At 68.7% G+C, this 19102-nt stretch carries 18 protein-coding genes; 8 read left to right on the forward strand and 10 right to left on the reverse strand.

The window, feature by feature from the left end; all coding sequences use genetic code 11:
- Nucleotides 1–71 precede the first annotated feature (71 nt).
- The 3 genes from QZ709_RS01360 to rsmI all read right to left on the reverse strand — a co-directional run bounded on the left by QZ709_RS01360 (nucleotide 72) and on the right by rsmI (nucleotide 3064).
- A complete protein-coding gene (locus QZ709_RS01360) occupies nucleotides 72–998 on the reverse strand; it encodes a lipase secretion chaperone (protein WP_294635567.1) in 927 nt (308 codons plus the stop codon).
- Between the two features lie 40 nt (nucleotides 999–1038).
- Nucleotides 1039–2016: a triacylglycerol lipase gene (locus QZ709_RS01365; RefSeq protein ID WP_294635568.1), complete on the reverse strand. Its 978-nt coding sequence runs from the start codon at nucleotides 2014–2016 to the stop codon at nucleotides 1039–1041.
- A gap of 121 nt (nucleotides 2017–2137) precedes the next feature.
- Nucleotides 2138–3064: a 16S rRNA (cytidine(1402)-2'-O)-methyltransferase gene (gene rsmI, locus QZ709_RS01370; protein ID WP_366937131.1), complete on the reverse strand. Its 927-nt coding sequence runs from the start codon at nucleotides 3062–3064 to the stop codon at nucleotides 2138–2140.
- Here rsmI and QZ709_RS01375 point away from each other — a divergent pair.
- Genes QZ709_RS01375 through QZ709_RS01385 form a run of 3 tightly spaced genes read left to right on the forward strand, consistent with a single transcriptional unit; the run spans nucleotide 3045 to nucleotide 4723 of the window.
- Nucleotides 3045–3425, forward strand: coding sequence for a YraN family protein (locus QZ709_RS01375; protein ID WP_294635569.1), 381 nt, complete (start codon nucleotides 3045–3047; stop codon nucleotides 3423–3425). The two genes, rsmI and QZ709_RS01375, sit on opposite strands and share 20 nt — an antisense overlap.
- 60 nt (nucleotides 3426–3485) lie before the next feature.
- The gene (locus tag QZ709_RS01380) at nucleotides 3486–4067 is read left to right on the forward strand and encodes an SIS domain-containing protein (protein WP_294635570.1); all 582 of its coding nucleotides are present in this window, start codon (nucleotides 3486–3488) and stop codon (nucleotides 4065–4067) included.
- The gene (locus tag QZ709_RS01385; RefSeq protein WP_294635571.1) at nucleotides 4064–4723 is read left to right on the forward strand and encodes a BON domain-containing protein; all 660 of its coding nucleotides are present in this window, start codon (nucleotides 4064–4066) and stop codon (nucleotides 4721–4723) included. The genes QZ709_RS01380 and QZ709_RS01385 overlap by 4 nt, the downstream gene beginning before the upstream one ends.
- A gap of 1 nt (nucleotide 4724) precedes the next feature.
- Here QZ709_RS01385 and QZ709_RS01390 read toward each other — a convergent pair whose 3' ends face one another.
- From QZ709_RS01390 to QZ709_RS01400, 3 genes are all read right to left on the reverse strand, one after another.
- Entirely contained in the window at nucleotides 4725–5627 is a 903-nt protein-coding gene (locus QZ709_RS01390) for an NAD(P)-dependent oxidoreductase (protein ID WP_294635572.1), read from the reverse strand.
- Nucleotides 5628–5712: 85 nt separating this feature from the next.
- Nucleotides 5713–6849: a PilT/PilU family type 4a pilus ATPase gene (locus QZ709_RS01395; RefSeq protein WP_294635573.1), complete on the reverse strand. Its 1137-nt coding sequence runs from the start codon at nucleotides 6847–6849 to the stop codon at nucleotides 5713–5715.
- A gap of 35 nt (nucleotides 6850–6884) precedes the next feature.
- Nucleotides 6885–7928, reverse strand: coding sequence for a type IV pilus twitching motility protein PilT (locus QZ709_RS01400; protein WP_294635574.1), 1044 nt, complete (start codon nucleotides 7926–7928; stop codon nucleotides 6885–6887).
- Between the two features lie 37 nt (nucleotides 7929–7965).
- On the opposite strand from QZ709_RS01400, the gene QZ709_RS01405 reads away from it, so the two are divergent.
- The 5 genes from QZ709_RS01405 to proC all read left to right on the forward strand — a co-directional run bounded on the left by QZ709_RS01405 (nucleotide 7966) and on the right by proC (nucleotide 12084).
- Nucleotides 7966–8652 (forward strand): YggS family pyridoxal phosphate-dependent enzyme, encoded by a 687-nt coding sequence (locus QZ709_RS01405; RefSeq protein WP_294635702.1) that lies wholly within the window; start codon nucleotides 7966–7968, stop codon nucleotides 8650–8652.
- Between the two features lie 37 nt (nucleotides 8653–8689).
- Complete coding sequence (locus QZ709_RS01410) at nucleotides 8690–9430, forward strand: response regulator transcription factor (protein ID WP_294635575.1); 741 nt, start codon at nucleotides 8690–8692, stop codon at nucleotides 9428–9430.
- 17 nt (nucleotides 9431–9447) lie between these two features.
- On the forward strand, nucleotides 9448–10659 hold the full coding sequence (locus QZ709_RS01415) for a HAMP domain-containing sensor histidine kinase (protein WP_294635576.1): 1212 nt from the start codon (nucleotides 9448–9450) through the stop codon (nucleotides 10657–10659).
- 89 nt (nucleotides 10660–10748) lie between these two features.
- Nucleotides 10749–11255, forward strand: coding sequence for a response regulator (locus tag QZ709_RS01420; protein ID WP_294635577.1), 507 nt, complete (start codon nucleotides 10749–10751; stop codon nucleotides 11253–11255).
- 7 nt (nucleotides 11256–11262) lie between these two features.
- Entirely contained in the window at nucleotides 11263–12084 is an 822-nt protein-coding gene (gene proC, locus QZ709_RS01425; RefSeq protein ID WP_294635578.1) for a pyrroline-5-carboxylate reductase, read from the forward strand.
- Between the two features lie 37 nt (nucleotides 12085–12121).
- Here proC and ubiA read toward each other — a convergent pair whose 3' ends face one another.
- The 4 genes from ubiA to QZ709_RS01445 form a co-directional block, all read right to left on the reverse strand.
- On the reverse strand, nucleotides 12122–13003 hold the full coding sequence (ubiA, locus tag QZ709_RS01430) for a 4-hydroxybenzoate octaprenyltransferase (protein ID WP_294635579.1): 882 nt from the start codon (nucleotides 13001–13003) through the stop codon (nucleotides 12122–12124).
- 91 nt (nucleotides 13004–13094) lie between these two features.
- A complete protein-coding gene (locus tag QZ709_RS01435; RefSeq protein ID WP_294635580.1) occupies nucleotides 13095–14621 on the reverse strand; it encodes an efflux transporter outer membrane subunit in 1527 nt (508 codons plus the stop codon).
- On the reverse strand, nucleotides 14614–17739 hold the full coding sequence (locus QZ709_RS01440; protein WP_294635581.1) for an efflux RND transporter permease subunit: 3126 nt from the start codon (nucleotides 17737–17739) through the stop codon (nucleotides 14614–14616). The genes QZ709_RS01435 and QZ709_RS01440 overlap by 8 nt, the downstream gene beginning before the upstream one ends.
- A 13-nt stretch (nucleotides 17740–17752) precedes the next feature.
- On the reverse strand, nucleotides 17753–19009 hold the full coding sequence (locus QZ709_RS01445) for an efflux RND transporter periplasmic adaptor subunit (protein ID WP_294635582.1): 1257 nt from the start codon (nucleotides 19007–19009) through the stop codon (nucleotides 17753–17755).
- Between the last annotated feature and the right edge of the window lie 93 nt (nucleotides 19010–19102).

Consider the following 19102-nt stretch of genomic DNA (forward strand, 5'->3'; position numbering starts at 1 on the left):
GCCGGATGGCCCTCGCACGAGGGGTCGCGTATGTCCGGAGGCCACAGGGGGCGGCGCACCGGACACCGCGCTCACAGCTTCAGCAGGGCCTGCACGCGCAGGTGCTCGTCGGCCTTGAAATGCTGGTCGACGTACTGAGCCATGTCCTGGCGCCGCTGGGCGTCTGACAGGTTGGCGGCGGCCTGAAGGCGCTGCCACTCCTGACGGGCAGCAGCCAGCCGACGCTGCCAGTCGGCCCATTCGTCGTCGGCTTTGGCCAGACGCTGGGCCGCAGCCTCGCCGTAGCGGGCCACGCGTTCGGCATGCACGGCGGCCGGGTCCTTGCCGGGCGCCATCTGGGGCACCGGCTCGCCGGGATCGGGTGGCGGGGGCTGGCCGGACTCCAGTTGTGCGTGATGGGCCTGGAAGCGGGCCTCCTCGTCGGCGTAGAACGCGGCAGCCCAATCGGTGCCCAGGATCTGTCGGCGCACCAGCCGGCGTTCTTCGAACACGGGCAGCCAGGTGCTGCGGTCGTTCTGGTCGAACCGGTTGCGCCAGCTGTGGCCGCGCAGTTGCCAGTACTTGTCCCAGATCGCGATGATCTGGCCGGCCAGCACCGGCCCATGGGCTCGCTGGGCATCGTCCTGGACCAGCATGCGCAACGCGTCGACGGTGACCTCGCCAAGACCCAGGATGTAGTACTCGAAGCGGTGGCGCAGCCCCACACAGGGCTGAAGCTGCGACTGGCTCACGCACCAATCGCCCGCGGCCTCGGTGCCGGCTAGCGAGCCGCTCCGGAACAGGCGCTGGCGCACCTCCTCCACACTCAAGGGTGCTGTGCGACCCGGGGCGCCGGCCTCGCCGTCCGCCGCGATACCGGGCGTGACCATTGCCCACCCGTCTGCGCTGCCTGGGCGCCGGTCACCCGGAGGCTCCGGTGCGGCGCGCCAGAGCGAGGCCATCCCGAGGAGCACGGCCAGGGCTGCGCCCCCTGCAATCAGCGGGACGCGCTTGTCCATCGGCGCGCTCCTGCGGGCTCGGGTGGCGACACGGTCGCGCTCACAGTCCAGCCAGCTTCAGGCGGTTGGCCTGAGCCTTGTAGAACGCCACCGGGTCGGGCGCGGTGCGGCCGACGATGCCCAGTACCTGGTTGATCTCGTCGAGGTGGTTCCAGGCGTAGTTGTCCTTGAGCACCTTGCCCCAGTGACTGGAGCACTGGCTGACCAGGCCGTCGTTGGGCTCGCTGCCGAAGTACTGGGCGGTGTAGCCCAGGATGGCATCGGAGATGTCCCAACCGTTGGTCTTTACCGCGGTTCCGGAGACCGAGTACCAGCGGATGCTGTGGCCGTTGACGCTCGCGACCTCCGGACCGTTGCCGCACGGGGTGGCGGGTGCGCCGACCGGGAACTTGGCGTTGAAGGCGGCCGCACCTTCGCTGCTCAGCGCGTTGAGGGCGGTCAGCAGGTCCGCCTGCTTGGCGGTGCTGTTGCCGCTCAGCCAGGCGATCAGCTGCAGCCCGGCCGTGGCCAGTTTGTCGAAACCACCATCCGGCGTGGTGTTGGCCAGGATGTCGTCAGCGACCTTGCTGCCGAAGTGGGTGCCGGCCACGGTGGTGACGCTGGCGACCATCGAGGGCACCGTGCCGGCTGCGTAGCGCACGGTCGGGCCGCCATGGCTGTGGCCGATGAGGTTGAATTTGGTCACCCCATCCTTGGCCGCCCACTGCTTCATCTGCTGGATCAGCTCTTCACCGCGGAACTCGGTGGTCTGCGAGGGGTTGACCGAGGCGATGTAAACGGTCGCGCCATCGGCGCGCAGTTGTTTGGGAATGTCGTAGAAGTACTGGATCCCCAGGATGTTGTCGAAACCGATGAATCCATGGACCAGCACGATGGGGTGCCGCGTCTTGGATCCGGTGGTGGTGGCGTGCGCCGCCGGGGCCACAGCCATGACCGCCGCAGCCACCGCGCAGGCGGTCAGCAGCGGACGGCGGAACAATGCCTTGATCATCTCGAGCTCCTTGGTGTGTGGCAGCATGGGCCTGCTGCTGGAGCCGGATGTTCGGCCGAACATCAAACGATCGTTTGAGGGTAAGCCCGGGATTGCCGGGTTTGCCCGCCCCCTCGGATGCGCGATGAGCCGTCAAACGGGCTTCGTTCTAACCCGGTTGGGTGGGCTCGTCCTCGTCGCGGAGCGCCTGGGCCGTGTCGTACAACGCCTTGCGCGGCAAGCCGGTCAGGTCGGCCACCAGTCCCGCCGCCTTCTTGACCGGCACGTGCTGCACCAGTTCGGCCAGCACGGCGCGGGCGGCCGGCGCGAGCACCGCCGGGTCCTGGGAGGGCCGGAGGGCGTGCAGCACGAGCACGAACTCGCCCCGCTGGCGGTGGGGGCCTTCGTCCAGCCAGGTGGACAAGGCGGCCACCGGCAGCGTGGCAATTTCCTCGAACTGTTTGGACAGCTCGCGGCACAGGGTCACCGTGTCGTCCGGACAGACGGCGGCCAGGTCTGCCGCAAGCTCGGTGATGCGATGCGGCGCCTCGAACAGCACCAGGCTGACCCCGGGCGTGAGCGCCTCACGCAACGCGGCCTGGCGCGCCGCGCCTTTGGCCGGCAGAAATCCCAGAAAGCGGAACCCATCGGCATGCACGTCGCCCGCGGCGCTGAGGGCCGTCGTCACGGCGCTCGGGCCGGCCAGGGGCACGACCGGCAGACCGGCGGCGGCCACGGCAGCCACCAGGTGTGCACCCGGGTCGGAAACGGCCGGTGTGCCGGCATCGCTGACATAGGCCACCCGCTGACCAGCCTGCAGCAGCGTCACAACCTTGGGCGCCGCCCCGACCTCGTTGTGCTGGTGGATGGCCAGCAGCGTCTTGTCCAGCCCCAGGTGGCGCAGCAACTGCCCTGAGACGCGGGTGTCCTCGCAGGCCACAGCGTCGACCAGATCCAGCACATGCACGGCCCGCAGGCTCAGATCAGCCAGGTTGCCGATGGGCGTGGGCACCAGATAGAGCGCGCCTTTGGGATACTGCTGGCCGGCGGCCACGTGGCGGGCTGCCTGGAGCAGCATGTTGGCATCGAAGGTCACGACAAAATCCCGGGGAGACGAGGCGGAGGAGCGCGCGCTGCAGCACCTGCTGGCGCAGGGGCTGACGCTGGTAGAGCGCAATTATCGGGTCGCCCGAGGCCCGAGCGCGCCGGGCGCCGAGGTCGACCTGATCCTGCAGGACCAGGACGGCACGCTGGTGTTCGTGGAGGTGCGGCAGCGCACGGCACGCGACCATGGTGGCGCAGCCGCGTCCATCGGGCGGGGCAAGCAGCGGCGCTGCATCCGGGGCGCGCAGACCTATCTGATGGGGCTGAAGACATGGCCGCCGTGTCGCTTCGATGTCGTGGCGATCGACGGAGAGGCGCTGACGTGGATCCCCGCCGCCTTCGACGCGTCCTGACCGACAGGAGCACACACGCCCTGACACAAGGGGGTTGGCCCCTGACTTATCATCCGCGGCATGCCGGATTCCCACTTTCAGCTTGCCTATCTGCAGCAACCGCTGCTGGAGACCGCCGACTGGCTTTATCAGTCCTCGGAGCGGCTGGCTCAACAACTGAACTTCGCTGCCCAGGCCCTGATGCACACACTGACATCGGGCGGCACCGTGCTGTGCGCCGGTGAGGACGAAGGCGCCTTGCTGGCGCGGCGCGCAGCCACCCTGCTGGTGCAGGGCCAGGGCAGGGTGAGGCCGCCGCTGGCAGCGGTGGCCCTGACACCTTCGGGCTCGCCTCAGCAACCGACCCTGGCGCAGCAGGTTCGCGCGCTGGGCCATCCGGGCGATGTGTGGCTCGCGTTCTCACTGGAGCGCGACGACCCGGACCTGCTGGCGGCCACCGATGCAGCCCGCGAACTGGACCTGACCCTGATCGCCTTTACGGGCGAACAGGCCCGCACGCTGGGCCCGATGCTGCGCGACACCGACGTGTGGGTGCCTCTGCCCGGCACGCGACCCGAGACCATGTTCGCCACGGCGTGGCTGGCCCTGGGGGGCCTGTGCGCCGCCGTTGACAACCACCTGCTTGGAGAGGAACACGCATGAGCCGCAACCTGAACACCCGCCCGCTGCGCTGGACGGCCGCCCTGCTGCTGGCCGCTGGCTCGCTGAGCGCCTGTGCCCCGCTGCTGGTGGGCTCGGCGGTCGGGGGGGCCTTGGTCGCCACCGACCGCCGCACCTCCGGCACGCAACTGGAAGACCAGACGATCGAGCTCAAGGCCGCCAACCGCATCCGCGATGCGATCGGCAACCAGGCCCACGTGAACGTCACGTCCTACAACCGTCATGTGCTGTTGAGCGGTGAAGTGCCGGACGACCGGACCCGCGACACCGCCGCCGCCGCCGCCCGGCAGGTGGAAAACGTCGTGAACGTGATGAACGAGCTGATCGTGGCGCCGAACAGCAGCCTGTCGACCCGCTCGAGTGACGTCGTGCTGGCCGGCAAGGTCAAGGCCACGTTGATCGACGCGCGCGACCTGATGGCCAACGCCTTCAAGGTGGTGGTCGAGCGGGGCGAGGTCTACCTGATGGGGGTGGTTACCGAACGCGAGGCCAACCGCGCCGCCGAGCTGACGGCCACGATCAGCGGCGTGCGCCGGGTGGTCAAGGCCTTCCAGATCATCAGCGAGGACGAGCTCGCACGGCGTCTGCCCCCGCCGGCGAGCAACACCGGCAGCACCGCCCCCGCGCCGGCGCAGTGAGTCAGCGCAGGCGGCGGATCAGGCTGGAGGTGTCCAGCCGGCCCCCGCCTTGTGCCTGCAGGTCGGCATAGAACTGGTCGACCAGGGCCGTGACCGGCAAGCGGGCGCCCAGGCGGCGGGCTTCGTCCAGCACCAGCCCGAAATCCTTGCGCATCCAGTCGACGGCAAAGCCGAAATCGAACTGGTCCTGCACCATGGTCGGGCCCCGGTTGGCCAGCTGCCAGCTGCCGGCCGCTCCCTGGGAAATGACCGAGATCACCTGAGCCATGTCCAGCCCGGCCTTCTGCCCGAAGGCCAGCGCCTCGGACAGGCCCTGCAGCAGCCCGCCGATGCAGATCTGATTGACCATCTTGGTGAGCTGGCCGGCCCCGCTGTCGCCCATCAGGGTGACCGCCCTGGCAAACGCGCGCATCACCGGCTCGGCCTGCGCAAAGGCCTCGGGACGGCCGCCGCACATCACCGTGAGGACCCCGTTGATGGCGCCCAGGTTGCCGCCCGAGACCGGGGCGTCGATGAAGGCCAGGCCCAGCGCAGCGGCAGCGGCCGCGAGTTCGCGGGCCACCTCGGCCGACGTGGTGGTGTGATCGACGAACAGCGCCCCGGGCGGCATGCCGTGGAAGGCGCCGTCCGGGCCGGTGGTCACCTGCCGCAGGTCGTCGTCGTTGCCAACACAGCTGAAGACGATGGCCGCCCCCTCGGCGGCCTGCCTGGGCGTGTCCGCCGCGCGCCCGCCATGCTCGGCCACCCAGGCCGCAGCCTTGGAGGCCGTGCGGTTGTAGACCGTCACCGCATGGCCCGCGGCGGCCAGGTGGGCTGCCATCGGCGCGCCCATGGTGCCCAGCCCCAGGAAGGCGACGCGGCGAGAGGGCGTGGGGTCGTAGGTCTTGGGGGCGGCGGCGCTCATGGGGTCCTTTGCTGCGAAAAAAACGGCATCGAAATCGATGCCGTTGCATTCTGGCAGAGGGGGCGCCGGCCTGCAGCGCCCCGGATCACACGATGTGCAGGTGCTCGGTGCCGGCCGCCAGGTCGCTGGTGCGGGCCCGCGAGCTGTTGAGCTTGATCTGCAGGCGCAGGTCGTTGACCGAGTCGGCGTTGCGCAGGGCGTCCTCGTAGGTGATGTAGTTGCTCTCGTAGAGGTCGTAAAGCGCCTGATCGAAAGTCTGCATGCCCTGCTCGCGCGACTTCTTCATGATCTCCTTGATCTCGCCGACCTCGCCCTTGAAGATGAGATCGCCGATCAGCGGGGTGTTGAGCAGGATCTCGACGGCGGCCACGCGCCCCTTGCCCTCCTGACGCGGCAGCAGGCGCTGCGACACCAGGCCCTTGAGGTTGAGCGACAGGTCCATCAACAGCTGTGCGCGACGCTCTTCGGGGAAGAAGTTGATGATGCGGTCGAGCGCCTGGTTGGCACTGTTGGCGTGCAGCGTGGCCATGCACAGGTGGCCGGTTTCGGAGAACTGGACGGCGTACTCCATGGTCTCGCGGTCGCGGATTTCACCCATCAGGATCACGTCTGGAGCCTGCCGCAAGGTGTTCTTCAGCGCCATGCCCCACCCGTCGGTGTCGATGCCGATCTCGCGCTGGGTGACGATGCAGTTCTTGTGCGGGTGCACGAACTCGACCGGGTCTTCCAGCGTGATGATGTGACCGTAGGTGTTCTCGTTGCGGTGGTCGACCATGGCGGCCAGCGTGGTCGACTTGCCGGAGCCCGTGCCGCCCACGAGGATCACGAGCCCGCGCTTGGTCAGGGCCACCTCCTTGAGCACCTGCGGCAGCCCCATGCCATCGACGGTGGGGAGCTCCTGAGGAATCGTCCGCAGCACCAGGCCCACGTGCCCCTGCTGGATGAAGGCGTTGACGCGGAAGCGGCCGATGCCACCGGGCGAGATCGCGAAGTTGCACTCCTTGGTGCGCTCGAACTCGGCGGCCTGCTTGTCGTTCATGATCGAGCGGGCCAGCGACACCGTGTGCTGCGAGGTCAGGGCCTGCGGCGACACCTTGGTGACACGCCCGTCCACCTTGATGGCCGGCGGGAAATCGGCGGTGAGAAAGAGGTCCGAGCCGCCGCGGGCCACCATGAGCCTCAGCAGGTCGTTGATGAATTTCGAGGCCTGATCGCGTTCCATGCGGCAATCCTTGTCAGAGCGGGGCGAACCTGGCCTCAGCCGGGGAAGTTTTCGGGAATCTTGGCCTTGGCCCGCGCCTCGGCCGGCGAGATGACGTTGCGGCGCACCAGCTCGGTCAGGTTCTGGTCCAGCGTCTGCATGCCCAGGCTGTTGCCCGTCTGGATCGACGAGTACATCTGCGCGATCTTGTTCTCGCGGATCAGGTTGCGGATGGCCGGTGTGCCGATCATGATCTCGTGTGCCGCGACCCGGCCGGAGCCGTCCTTCGTCTTGCACAGCGTCTGGGAGATCACGGCCTGCAGCGACTCGGACAGCATGGCGCGCACCATCTCCTTTTCGGCCGCCGGGAAGACGTCGACGACGCGGTCGATGGTCTTGGCGGCGCTGGAGGTGTGCAGCGTGCCGAACACGAGGTGGCCCGTTTCGGCCGCGGTCAGCGCCAGGCGGATGGTTTCCAGGTCGCGCATTTCACCCACGAGGATGGCGTCCGGGTCTTCACGCAGGGCCGAACGCAGGGCGTTCGAGAAGCTCATGGTGTGCGGCCCGACCTCGCGCTGGTTGATCAGGCACTTCTTGGAGTCGTGCACGAATTCGATCGGGTCTTCGACCGTGAGGATGTGGCCGTACTCGGTCTCGTTGAGGTGGTTGATCATGGCCGCCAGCGTGGTCGACTTGCCCGAGCCGGTCGGGCCCGTCACCAGCACAAGGCCGCGGGGCTTGAGCGCCAGATCGGCAAACACCTTGGGGGCGTTGAGCTGCTCGAGCGTCAGGATCTTGGACGGAATCGTCCGGAAGACAGCGCCGGCGCCCCGGTTCTGGTTGAACGCGTTGACCCGGAAGCGCGCCAGGCCCTGGATCTCGAAGGAGAAGTCGCACTCGAGCGTTTCTTCGTAGGCCTTGCGCTGCGCGTCGTTCATGATGTCGTACACCATGTCGTGGACCTGCTTGTGGTCCAGCGCATCGACGTTGATGCGGCGCACATCGCCATGGACCCGGATCATGGGGGGCAGCCCCGCCGACAGGTGAAGGTCAGATGCCTTGTTCTTGACGGAAAACGCAAGGAGCTGGGTGATATCCATGGATGATGTGGACCTGGCTTTTCGTTACAGATCCATTATGTCGACGATCGCAAACAACCTGCAAAGCGTGAGAAACCGGATACAACAGGCCTGTTCCCACGCTGGGCGCCCACCCGAGAGTGTCACCTTGCTCGCCGTGAGCAAGACGTTTCCAGCTGTAACGGTGCGAGAAGCATTTGACGCCGGGCAGCGACGATTTGGCGAAAACTACGTTCAGGAAGCCGTGGCCAAGATCACCGAACTGGCCGAGCTGCGCAGCCAGATCGAGTGGCACATGATCGGTCCGCTGCAGAGCAACAAGACCCGCGTGGTGGCAGAGCACTTCGACTGGGTGCACACGGTCGACCGGCTCAAGATCGCGCAACGCCTGTCCGAACAGCGCCCCGACCACCTGGCGCCGCTGCAGGTGTGCATTCAGGTCAACACCAGCGGCGAAGACAGCAAGAGCGGCACGACACCCGCCGAGGCCACGGCCCTGGCCGAGGCGGTGGCTGCCCTGCCCCGCCTGCAACTGCGCGGTGTGATGGCGCTGCCCGCCCCAAGCCCCGACCCGGCCGTTCAACATGCGGAACTGGCACGGGTGAGGAGCGTCTTCGAGGCGCTGCGGAATCAGGGTCTACCCGTGGACACGCTCTCCATGGGAATGAGCGGCGACCTGGAGGCGGCAATCGGCGAGGGATCCACCCTGGTCAGGGTGGGCACAGCCCTATTCGGCCACCGCTGAGCGGCCGTTACCATGGTCTATCCCTGAAGTTGACGGTATGGACGTTCCGCGCTCGCCCCACTATCTGCTGGTCGATGACCACAGCCTGATCCGCGAAGGCATGATGCAGGCCATCCGTGCTCTCGAACCGAGGGCACGTTTTTCGCAGACCAACTCCTTGCAGACCACGCTGGAGCGCCTGGCCCGCAACCCGGACACCGACCCCATCGACGTCGTGCTGCTGGACCTGGGCCTGCCCGACAGCCGCGGCACGGCCACGCTGCAGGCCGTGCGCCAGGCTGCGCCCACGCAACGCATCGGCATCATCACCGGACAGAACGACGTGCAGGTCGCCCTCGAGTGCATCCACCACGGGGCGTCGTGCTTCATTCCGAAACTGGCCGAGATCGACGGCTTCACCGCAGCGCTGCGCGCCCTGGTGGAGGGACGGCTGCATTTCCCGTCCGAGCTGTTGTCGCCATCCGACACGGCCTGGCCCGAGCAGGACGAACCCGCGGCCGAGGGCGTGCGCCTGACCCCGCGGCAAAAGGACGTGCTGACCTGGCTGCTCAAAGGCTGCACCAACCAGGCCATCGCCGATGCGCTGGGCATCAGCGCCGAAACGGTGAAACTGCACGTGAGCGCCATCTTTCGCGCCTACGGCGTGCACAGCCGCACGCAGCTCGTGCTGATGTGCTCGCGACAAGGGCAGCCCCCCGCGCCGCCCAGGCCCCGCGAGGAGGCCGCAGCGACGCCGGCCGGCACCGGCATCGAGGGGCGGCCAGAAAGCCTCGCGTGAGCCCGACGGACAGCGCCATGCGGGGAATCAGCCCCATGCAGGCGCGCATCGACCTGCAGATGCTGCAGGACACCTGGCGCACTTCGCCCAACGCCATCTTCGGACAGGCACTGTCGCTGATGGTGTTGCTGTGGTTGATCCGGGACTGGCCGCTGTCCGCCTGGCAATGGCTGGCACCGACCATCGGCCTCACGGCGCTGTGGATCGCGGTGACCGCGATGGCGCGGCACTTCCGTCGTTTCGGCATCACCACCTCAGGCCGCCAACGCTGGCGGCGCGCGCTGCTCGGCTGGCATCTGATGCAGGGGACCTTGTGGGGCGCCCTGGCGGTCGCCTTGCTCGGCGTGGCCGATGCCGACTGGAAGCTGGCACTGGTGGCCGCGTCGCTGGTGTATGCCTACACCGTGATGCTGGTGAGCGTGCACGACTGGGGCGTGGCACTGGCAGGCAGCGCCCCGCTGCTGCTGCTCGCGATGGCAAGGCTGATGATGGACGGCCAGCCCGCCTCGTCCTATCTGGCGCTGGTAATGGGCGCGTCGATGGTGACCAGCATGGTGGTGACGCGCCACATCAGCCGGCGCCTGCGCGAAGGGCTGCTGCTGCGCAACGAGAACGCTGACCTCGTGCTGCAGCTGCGCGAAGAAGTCAACAACGTCACCCGTGCCAAGGCCCGCGCCGAGATCGCGGACCGCCAGAAGGGCGAATTCTTTGCCTCCGTGAGCCACGATCTGCGCCAGCCGCTGCACGTGCTGATGCTGTTGAGCAGCGCCTTGCGACCCCACCTGGCGGCGGCCGAAGGCCACGGACTGCTCGACAAGATGCAGACAGCGCTGGGCTCGCTCAGCATGATGTTCGAGCGGATGTTCGATGTGGCGCGCATCGACGCGCAACGCATCGACTACCACCCACAGGCCTGCGCCCTGAGCGAGCTGTGGCGCCGGTTGGACAGCGAGTTCGCCGTGCTGTGCGCCCACAAGGGCCTGCGCTGGCAGTTGGACCCCACCGAAGCCTGGATGCAGGCCGACCCGCATGTGTTGGAGCGCATCCTGCGCAACCTGCTGAACAACGCTGTGCGCTACACCGATACCGGCGGGGTGCGGCTGCGCGCCCGTGCCCGCGGGCCGTGGATCGTCTGCCAGGTGTGGGACAGCGGCATGGGCGTGGCGAGGGCCTGGGCCTGGGACTGGCCGTGGTGCGGCGGCTCAGCCTGCTGGGGCCTACGCCGGTGAGTCTGCGCTCCCGTCCGGGAAGGGGCTCCTGCTTCAGTGTGCGGCTGCCCCGCTTGGTGCCTGCCGCGGGCCCATCGAAGCCGACACCGGTGGCCCCGCCCCTCGCCAGCCCCCAACCGGGCTTGAGCGCCCCGGCCCCGCGCACGCAGACCACCTCGCACGCGCCGCATCCCGGCGTGGTGCTGCTGATCGAGGACGACCCCGACGTGCGCGATGGCACGGCGGTACTGCTGCACCAGCACGGGTGGCTGACGGCCGAGGCCTCCACGCCGGAGGGGGCCATCGCCGCCCTCGTGGCCTTGCAGCAGACGGGGCAGATGCCCGAGGGGGCCATGCCGGCCGCCGTGGTCAGCGACCACCGCCTGGGCCTGTCGATCAACGGGCTGCAGGCGATCCGGCAACTGCGCTATGAGTTCGGCGAAGACCTGCCAGCCTTTCTGTTGACGGGCGAGGCATCCCCCGGACTGGCCGACGAGGCGCGCTGCGCCAAGGTCCACCTGTTGCACAAGCCCCTGCAGGCCGACCGGCTGTTGCGCCTGCTGGACGGCGCCACCAGCAGGGAGCCAGCCCGCGCCGCCCGGCAGGATGCGGCATGATGACGGCATGAGCACACCCTCCATCGACATCGCTTTCATCGGCGGCGGCAACATGGCCACCGCCATCATCGGCGGCCTGCTGCGCCAGGGCCGTCCCGCCCACAGCATCCTCGTGATCGACCCGGTGGCCGAACAGCGCCAGCGCCTGCAGGACACGCTGGGCGTGCAGACGGCCGCCGGTGCCGGCGAGGCCCTGCGCACGGCCACCACGGTGGTCTGGGCGGTCAAGCCCCAGCAGTTCAAGGAAGCGGCGGCGACCTACGCCCCGCTGACCAGCCAGGCCCTGCACTACAGCGTGATGGCCGGCCTGCGCACCGACGACATGGCGCGCCTGCTGGGCACCCCGCGCATCGTGCGGGCCATGCCGAACACGCCAGCCCTGGTGGGCCAGGGCATGACCGGCCTGTATGCACGCCCCGAGGTGAGCGCCGACGAGCGGGCAGCGGTGCAGGCCATGGTCGAGCCCACCGGCCCGTGGCTGTGGGTGGACCGAGAAGCCGACCTGGACGCCGTGACCGCGCTGTCGGGCTCGGGCCCCGCCTACGTGTTCTATTTCATCGAGGCGATGATGCAGGCCGCTCAGGACATGGGCCTGAGCGCCGAGCAGGGCCGCCAGCTGGCCCAGGCCACGTTTGCCGGCGCCACCGCACTGGCCAGCCAGTCCCCGGACAGCCCGGCCACGCTGCGCGAGCGCGTGACCTCCAAGGGCGGCACCACGTATGCCGCCCTGAGCCACCTGGAACAGGCGGGCGTGAAGGCGGCCTTCATCGAGGCCATGCGCGCGGCCCAGCGCCGGGCCGGCGAACTGGGCGACGAGTTCGGGCGCTGAACCCAGCGCGGTCGGCGGGGCGCTGCGCCCTGCCCGGTCAGGCCAGAGCGAAATCCAGCACCGTGCCGACCCACACGGTCATGCCGAGCCAGTGGTTGGCTCGGAAGGCGCGGAAGCAGTCCTCGCGCTGGCGATGCCGGATCAGGCCGACGTGCCAGACGGCCTGGGCGGCAGCCACCAGCAACCCCACCTGGTAGACCACGCCGCGGCCGGCGTCCTGCCCGACCCACCACCAGCAGCCGATGCACAGGGCGTAGAACAGCGCGATGCCGATCACATCGAACCGGCCGAGGGTGATGGCCGAGGTCCGCATGCCGATGCGCAGGTCGTCATCGCGGTCGACCATGGCGTACTCGGTGTCGTAGGCCAGCACCCAGGCGATGTTGCCCGCCACCAGCCACCACGCTTGCGCGGGCACCTGCCCCTGGACGGCCGCATACGCCATCGGGATGCCGAAGCTGAACGCGATGCCGAGCACGGCTTGCGGCATCGCGAAGAACCGCTTGGTGAACGGGTACAGGATGGCCACGCCGAGGGCGCCAAAAGACAAGGCGATCGTCAGCCGGTTGGTGAACAGCACCAGCACGAAGGACACCAGCGCGAGCACCACGCCCACCGCGGTCGCCTCGCGAACCGACAGCCGACCGCTGGTGATCGGCCGCTGCGCGGTGCGCTTGACGTGGCGATCGAACTCGCGGTCGGCGATGTCGTTGACGGCACAGCCCGCGCTGCGCATGAGCACCGTGCCCAGCGTGAAGATCAACAGCAGGTGAACGGGCGGGAGCCCCGCCGCAGCCAGCCACAGCGCGGCCAGCACGGGCCACAGGCACAGCAACCAGCCTTGGGGCCGGTTCCAGCGAATCAGGTCCAGGTAGAGCGACCAGCGGTCGCGCAGGGTCAGGGCGGGGCTCGGGCTCATCACGGCGCAGATGATAAAGGGCCGCCCCACTGCGCGCGAGGCGGCCCGGAGGGCGAAACCGTGCGGCCGCGGACGGCCGCGCTGTGCCGGCTCAGCGCGCCGGCACAGCCGGTGCGGACCGCGCCTGGGCGGTGTCCACGGCGGTGGTGGCCCAGCCGCCACCTAGCGCGCGGTAGACCGCGATGTGGGCCTGCTGACGCGCCAGTTGCGCTGCTATCAGCCCCTGCTGGGCCGAAAACAGCGCGCGCTGGGCGTCCAGCAGGTCGAGCTGGTTGGCCACACCGCTCTCATAGCGCAGCGTGGACAGGCGCAGGCGGGCCGCCTCGGCCTCGGTCTGTGCGCGCTGCGCCTGGGCCTGCTCGCTCCAGGTCTGGCGGGCCACCAGGGCATCGGCCACGTCCTTGAACGCCGACTGCACGGTCCGGTCGTACTGCGCCAGTGCAATGTCGCGGCGGGCCACGGCGCTGTCGACGCCGGCGGCGGTGCGCCCCCAGTCCAGCAGCGGCACCGTCAGCGACGGGGCCACCGACGCGCCGACCAGCCCGTCGTTGACCAGCCCCGCCAGCGAGGTGCTTGCCAGCCCCAGCGTGGCCGTGAGGCTGATGCGCGGGAAGCGGGCGGCTCGGGCTGCGCCGATGTTGGCGTTGGCGGCCACCAGGTTCTGCTCGGCCTGCATGATGTCCGGGCGCCGCAGCAGCACGTCGGAAGACAGGCCCACCGGCAGCTCGGTCAGCTCGGGCCACAGCGGGCGGCTCACGACCTGAGCCAGGGCTTCCGCCTGTGCCATGCCTTGGGGCGCCAGCGCGGCGGCATCCACCGGACCGGGCAGCAGATCGGCCGGCACGCTGCGGCCCAGCAGCACTTCCAGCGCGCTCAGGTCCTGGGCCCACTGGCGCTGCGCCTGGGCACGCGTCACGCGGGCCGCTTCGACCAGCGACTGCGCTGTGCGCAGGTCCAGCTCGTTGAGCACGCCGGCGTCGAACTTCAGCTGCTGCAGCTTCAGCGAAGCCTCGCGCGTGGACAGGGTCTGCTCGGCCAGGGCGAGTTGCCAGCGATCGGCCCACAGCGTGTACCAGGTGCTGGCCACCGACGCGACCAGGCTGATGTGAGTGGCCTGACGGGCCGATTCCGACGCCATCAGCTGGGCGCCGGCCGCTTCGCTGAGGGCCTTCACGCGGCCGAACAGGTCGAGCTCGAACGCCGACAGACTCACGCCCGCCTGCACCGAGTTGCCGTAGGCAAACGGCCGGGAGGTGGCCCGCTGACGGGCTGCATTCGCCACGCCATTGAGCGACGGGAAGCGGTCGGCATCGGCGATCGCGTAGGCCGCGCGCAGGGCCTCGATGTTGAGTGCGGCCACGCGCAGGTCGCGGTTGTTCTCCAGCGACAGCCCGATGAGCTGCTGCAGCCGGGCATCCGGGAAGTAACGCTGCCACGGCACATCGGCCACGGGCGTGGCAGGGGCAGACGACACCGGCGCTGCACCGGCCACCGAAGGCAGGGCCGACGGCACAGCCAGCGCGGGGCGTTGGTAGGTCGGGGTCAGCGAGCAGCCGGCCAGGGCGAGCGCGGCAGCCAGCGCGGCGGCCGGGCGCAGGAACAGTGCCGGGTCAGTCATGGTCGGTCTCCACTTCAGGCTGGGTGGCACGCGCGGGGAAGAAGCGGCGCACCACCACGAAGAACACGGGCACGAAGAACACCGCCAGCACCGTGGCCGCGATCATGCCGCTCATCACGCCGGTGCCGATGGCACGCTGGGCGGCCGCACCGGCGCCGTTGGCCAGCACCAGTGGCATCACCCCGAGGATGAAGGCCAGCGAGGTCATGATGATCGGACGGAAGCGCAGGTGGCAGGCCTGCAGCGTGGCCTCGAGCAGGCCCATGCCCTTTTCCTGCAGTTCCTTGGCGAACTCGATGATCAGGATGGCGTTCTTCGCGGACAGGCCGATGATGGTGATCAGGCCGACCTTGAAGTAGACGTCGTTGGGCAGGGCGCGCACGTTGGCGCCCAGGAGCGAGCCCAGGATGCCGAGCGGCACCACCAGCATCACGGCCACCGGGATCGACCAGCTTTCGTACAGCGCCGCCAGGCACAGGAACACCGCCAGCAGCGAGAACGCGAGCAGCAGCGTGGCCTGCGAGCCGGACAGCTTCTCTTCACGCGACAGGCCCGTCCATTCGATGCCGATGCCCGGCGGCAACTTGGCCGCCATGCGCTCGATCTCCTCCATGGCCTGACCGGTGCTGTAGCCCGCGGCCGCGTCACCCGAAATGCGCATGGCGGGGTAGCCGTTGTAACGCACGGCCTGCATCTGGCCGGTGATCCAGCGCGTCGTCGCGAACGCCGACATCGGCACGTTCTGCCCCTGATTGTTGACCACGTTGAGCTGCAGGATCTGGTCCGGCTGCATGCGGTCCTTCGCATCGGCCTGCACGATCACCCGCTGCATGCGGCTGCGGTTGGGGAAGTCGTTGACGTAGCTCGAGCCGAGCGCAGTCGAGAGCGTGGCGCTGATCGCATCGACGCCCACACCCAGTGCCTGCGCCTTCTCGCGGTCGATGTCCACCTGCAACTGCGGCGCATCTTCCAGACCATCGGGGCGCACGCCCGTCAGGATCGGGTTCTGCATCGCCATGCCCAGCATCTGGTTGCGCGCACCAAGCAGCGCCTCATGCCCCAGGCCGCCCCGGTCCTGCAGGCGCAGCGAGAAGCCGGTGCCGTTGCCCAGCTCGCGGATGGCGGGCGGGTTCAGCGGGAAGATGAAAGCGTCGCGGATGCCCGCAAGCCCCCCGAAGGCGCGACCGGCCAGGGCCTGGGCCGACTGCCCCTCTCCCTTGCGCTGATCCCAGTCCTTGAGGGTGACGAAGCCCAGTGCCGCGTTCTGGCCCGAGCCCGAGAAGCTGAAGCCCACCACGCCCACGATGGACTCGACCTCGGGCTGCTTCAGGAAGAACTGCTCGACCTGCGAGATCACGGCCTCGGTCCGGTTCGAGGTGGCACCCGGCGGCAGCTGCACGTTGACGATCAGGTTGCCCTGGTCTTCGTTGGGCAGGAAGGACGACGGCATGCGCACATACAGCCAGCCCACCACGCCCACGATCACCGCGTAGACGATGAGCACGCGGCCGCCCCGGCGCACCAGCTTGGCCACCCAGCTCTCGTAGCCATGGGTGGTCGAAGTGAAGGCCCGGTTGAACCAGCCGAACACGCCTTTCTTCTCATGGTGGTCCGCCGGAACCGGCTTGAGCAGCGTGGCGCACAGCGCCGGCGTGAGCGACAGCGCCAGGAAGGCCGAGAACAGCATCGACGTGGCCATCGACAGCGAGAACTGGCGGTAGATGTTGCCCACCGAGCCGGCGAAGAAGGCCATCGGGATGAACACCGACACCAGCACCACGGTGATGCCAACGATGGCGCCACTGATCTGGCTCATGGCCTTGCGCGTGGCCTGCAGCGGGCTCAGCCCTTCCTGAACCATCAGGCGCTCGACGTTTTCGACCACCACGATGGCGTCGTCCACCAGGATGCCGATGGCCAGCACCATGCCGAACATCGTCAGCACGTTGATGGAGAAGCCCAGCGTCAGCATCACCCCGAAGGTGCCCAGCAGCGCGACCGGCACCACCAGCGTCGGGATCAGTGTGTAGCGGATGTTCTGCAGGAACAGGTACATCACGATGAACACCAGCACGACCGCTTCGATCAGGGTCTCGACAACCTGGCCAATCGACAGCTCCACGAAGCCCGAAGTGTCGTACGGCACGCTGAAATCCATGCCTTCGGGGAAGTACTGCTTGAGCTCGCCCAGGCGCACCTTGACGGCCTTGGCCGCCGCCAGCGCATTGCCGGTGGGCGAGAGCTGGATGCCCATGCCGGTGGCAGGCTGGCCGTTCAGGCGTGCATAGGTACCGTAGGTCTGCGCACCCAGTTCGATGCGGGCCACGTCCTTCAGGCGCACGGTCGAGCCGTCGGTCTTGGCACGCAGCACGATCTCGCCGAATTGCTTCTCGTTGGCCAGCTGGCCCGTCACCACGACGGTGGCCGAGATGGTCTGCTCGCCGATGTTCGGACGGTCGCCGATGCCGCCGGCCGGCACCAGGGCGTTCTGCGCACGGATGGCGTTGTTGACGTCGGCCATCGACAGGCCGTAGGACACCAGCTTGGCCGGGTCCACCCAGATGCGCATGGCGCGCTCGGTGCCGAACAGCTGCACCTGACCGATGCCGGGCACGCGCTGCAGTTCGGGCACGATGTTGCGGGCAGCGTAGTCGCCCAGCGCGATCGGGTCATAGGCCGGGTTGCTGGACGACAGCATCACGAACATCAGGAAGTTGTTGCGTGACTTGTCGACCCGCACGCCCTGCTGCGTCACCGCAGACGGCAGACGCGGCGTGGCGCGCGACAGGCGGTTCTGCACCTCGACCTGAGCCAGGTCGATGTTGGTGCCCGTCTCGAAGGTGACGGTGATCTGGCCGGTGCCGTTGGCCTGACTCACGGACTCCATGTAGGCCAGACCGGGCGCGCCATTGAGCTCCTGCTCGATGACGCTGATGACGCTTTCATCCAGCGTCTTGGCCGAGGCACCCGGGTAGGTGGCGTTGATGACGATGGCGGGCGGCGCCACCGTCGGGTACTGGGCGATCGGCAGCTGCGTGATGGCCACCCCGCCGAAGACGAGGATGAACAGCGCGATCACCCACGCGAAGATGGGTCGATCAATGAAGAAGCGTGGCATGCGCAACCGCCTTTCACTGTGCCGCAGAAGCGGACGAGGCAGCCGAGGTCGGCGCCGAGGCGGATGCCGGGGCCGAAGCCGCCAGCGGGGTCCACGGCACGGGCTTCACCGGGGCGTTGGGCGCCATCATCATCTTCTGGAAGCCGTCGACGATGACCTGATCCCCCTCCTTCAGCCCATCCGGCACCACCCAGTTCGTGCCCGTGGCGCCGCCCAGCTTGACAGGCCGGCGACCGACCTTGCCTTCCGGCTCCACCACGGACACGACATCACCCTGTGCGGTGCGGGTGACCGCCTGCTGGGGCAGCAGCACGCCACCGCCCACCTCGGCCTGGGCCAGCCGCACGCGCACGTACATGCCGGGCAGCAGCTCGTTCTTGGGGTTGGGCAGCTCGGCGCGCAGCAGCACCTGACCGGAAGTGCTGTCCACCGTCAGGTCGGTGAACAGCAGGCGGCCGGCCACGGGGTACTCGCGTCCGTCTTCCAGCACGACCTTGATGCGCGCCGCATTCTCGCCGGCACGTTGAAGCTGCCCCGCAGCCAGCGCCTGGCGCAGGCGCATCACCTCGCCGGCCGACTGCGTGAAGTTCACATACAGCGGGTTGACCTGCTGCACCACCGCCAGCTGCGTGGCCTCGCCCTGCCCCACCAGCGCCCCTTCGGTCACCAGAGCACGGCCGATGCGGCCGGAGATGGGCGAGGTCACCGAGGCATAGCCCAGGTTGAGGCGCGCCGTGGCGATGGCGGCCTTGGCGGCGGCCACGTCGGCCTGCGCCTGACGCTGCGCCACCTGGGCATTCAGGAACTCCTGCGGGCTGATGGCCTTGGCGGCCTGCAGCGGCTGGTAGCGCTCCACCAGGGCGCTGGCCTGGGCCAGGTTGGCCTCGGCCTTGGCCAGCGTGGCCAGTGCGCTGTCGAGCGCGGCCTTGTACGGCGCGGGATCGATCTGGAACAGCGGCTGGCCGGCCTTCACGTCCGAGCCCTCGGCAAACAGGCGCTGCTGCAGGATGCCGGCGGCGCGGGCACGCACCTGCGCCACGCGGGAAGCCTCCAGGCGGCCTGGCAGTTCGGCCATCACAGGCACCGCCCCCATCTTCACCGTCACGACGCCGACCGGGATGGCCGGCACGCCACCCGCGCCGGCAGCCGGCGCAGCCGCGCCCGACTTGGCCTTGTCGTCACCGCCACAGGCGGCCAGAAACAGGGCGGCGGCCGCACACACGGCCAACAAACGGGCGGAAGACCGCACCGAAGGAGAGGGGGAGACCATAAGGGACACCTCGTTTGAATTCTTGCCTGGTCAATTAACCACGTGACTATACATACATTCGCGAACGTATGTGCTCGTTTGAGGGACAATATC

It is taken from the genome of uncultured Aquabacterium sp. (assembly GCF_913773725.1).
In the GTDB taxonomy this organism is placed as follows: domain Bacteria; phylum Pseudomonadota; class Gammaproteobacteria; order Burkholderiales; family Burkholderiaceae_C; genus Aquabacterium.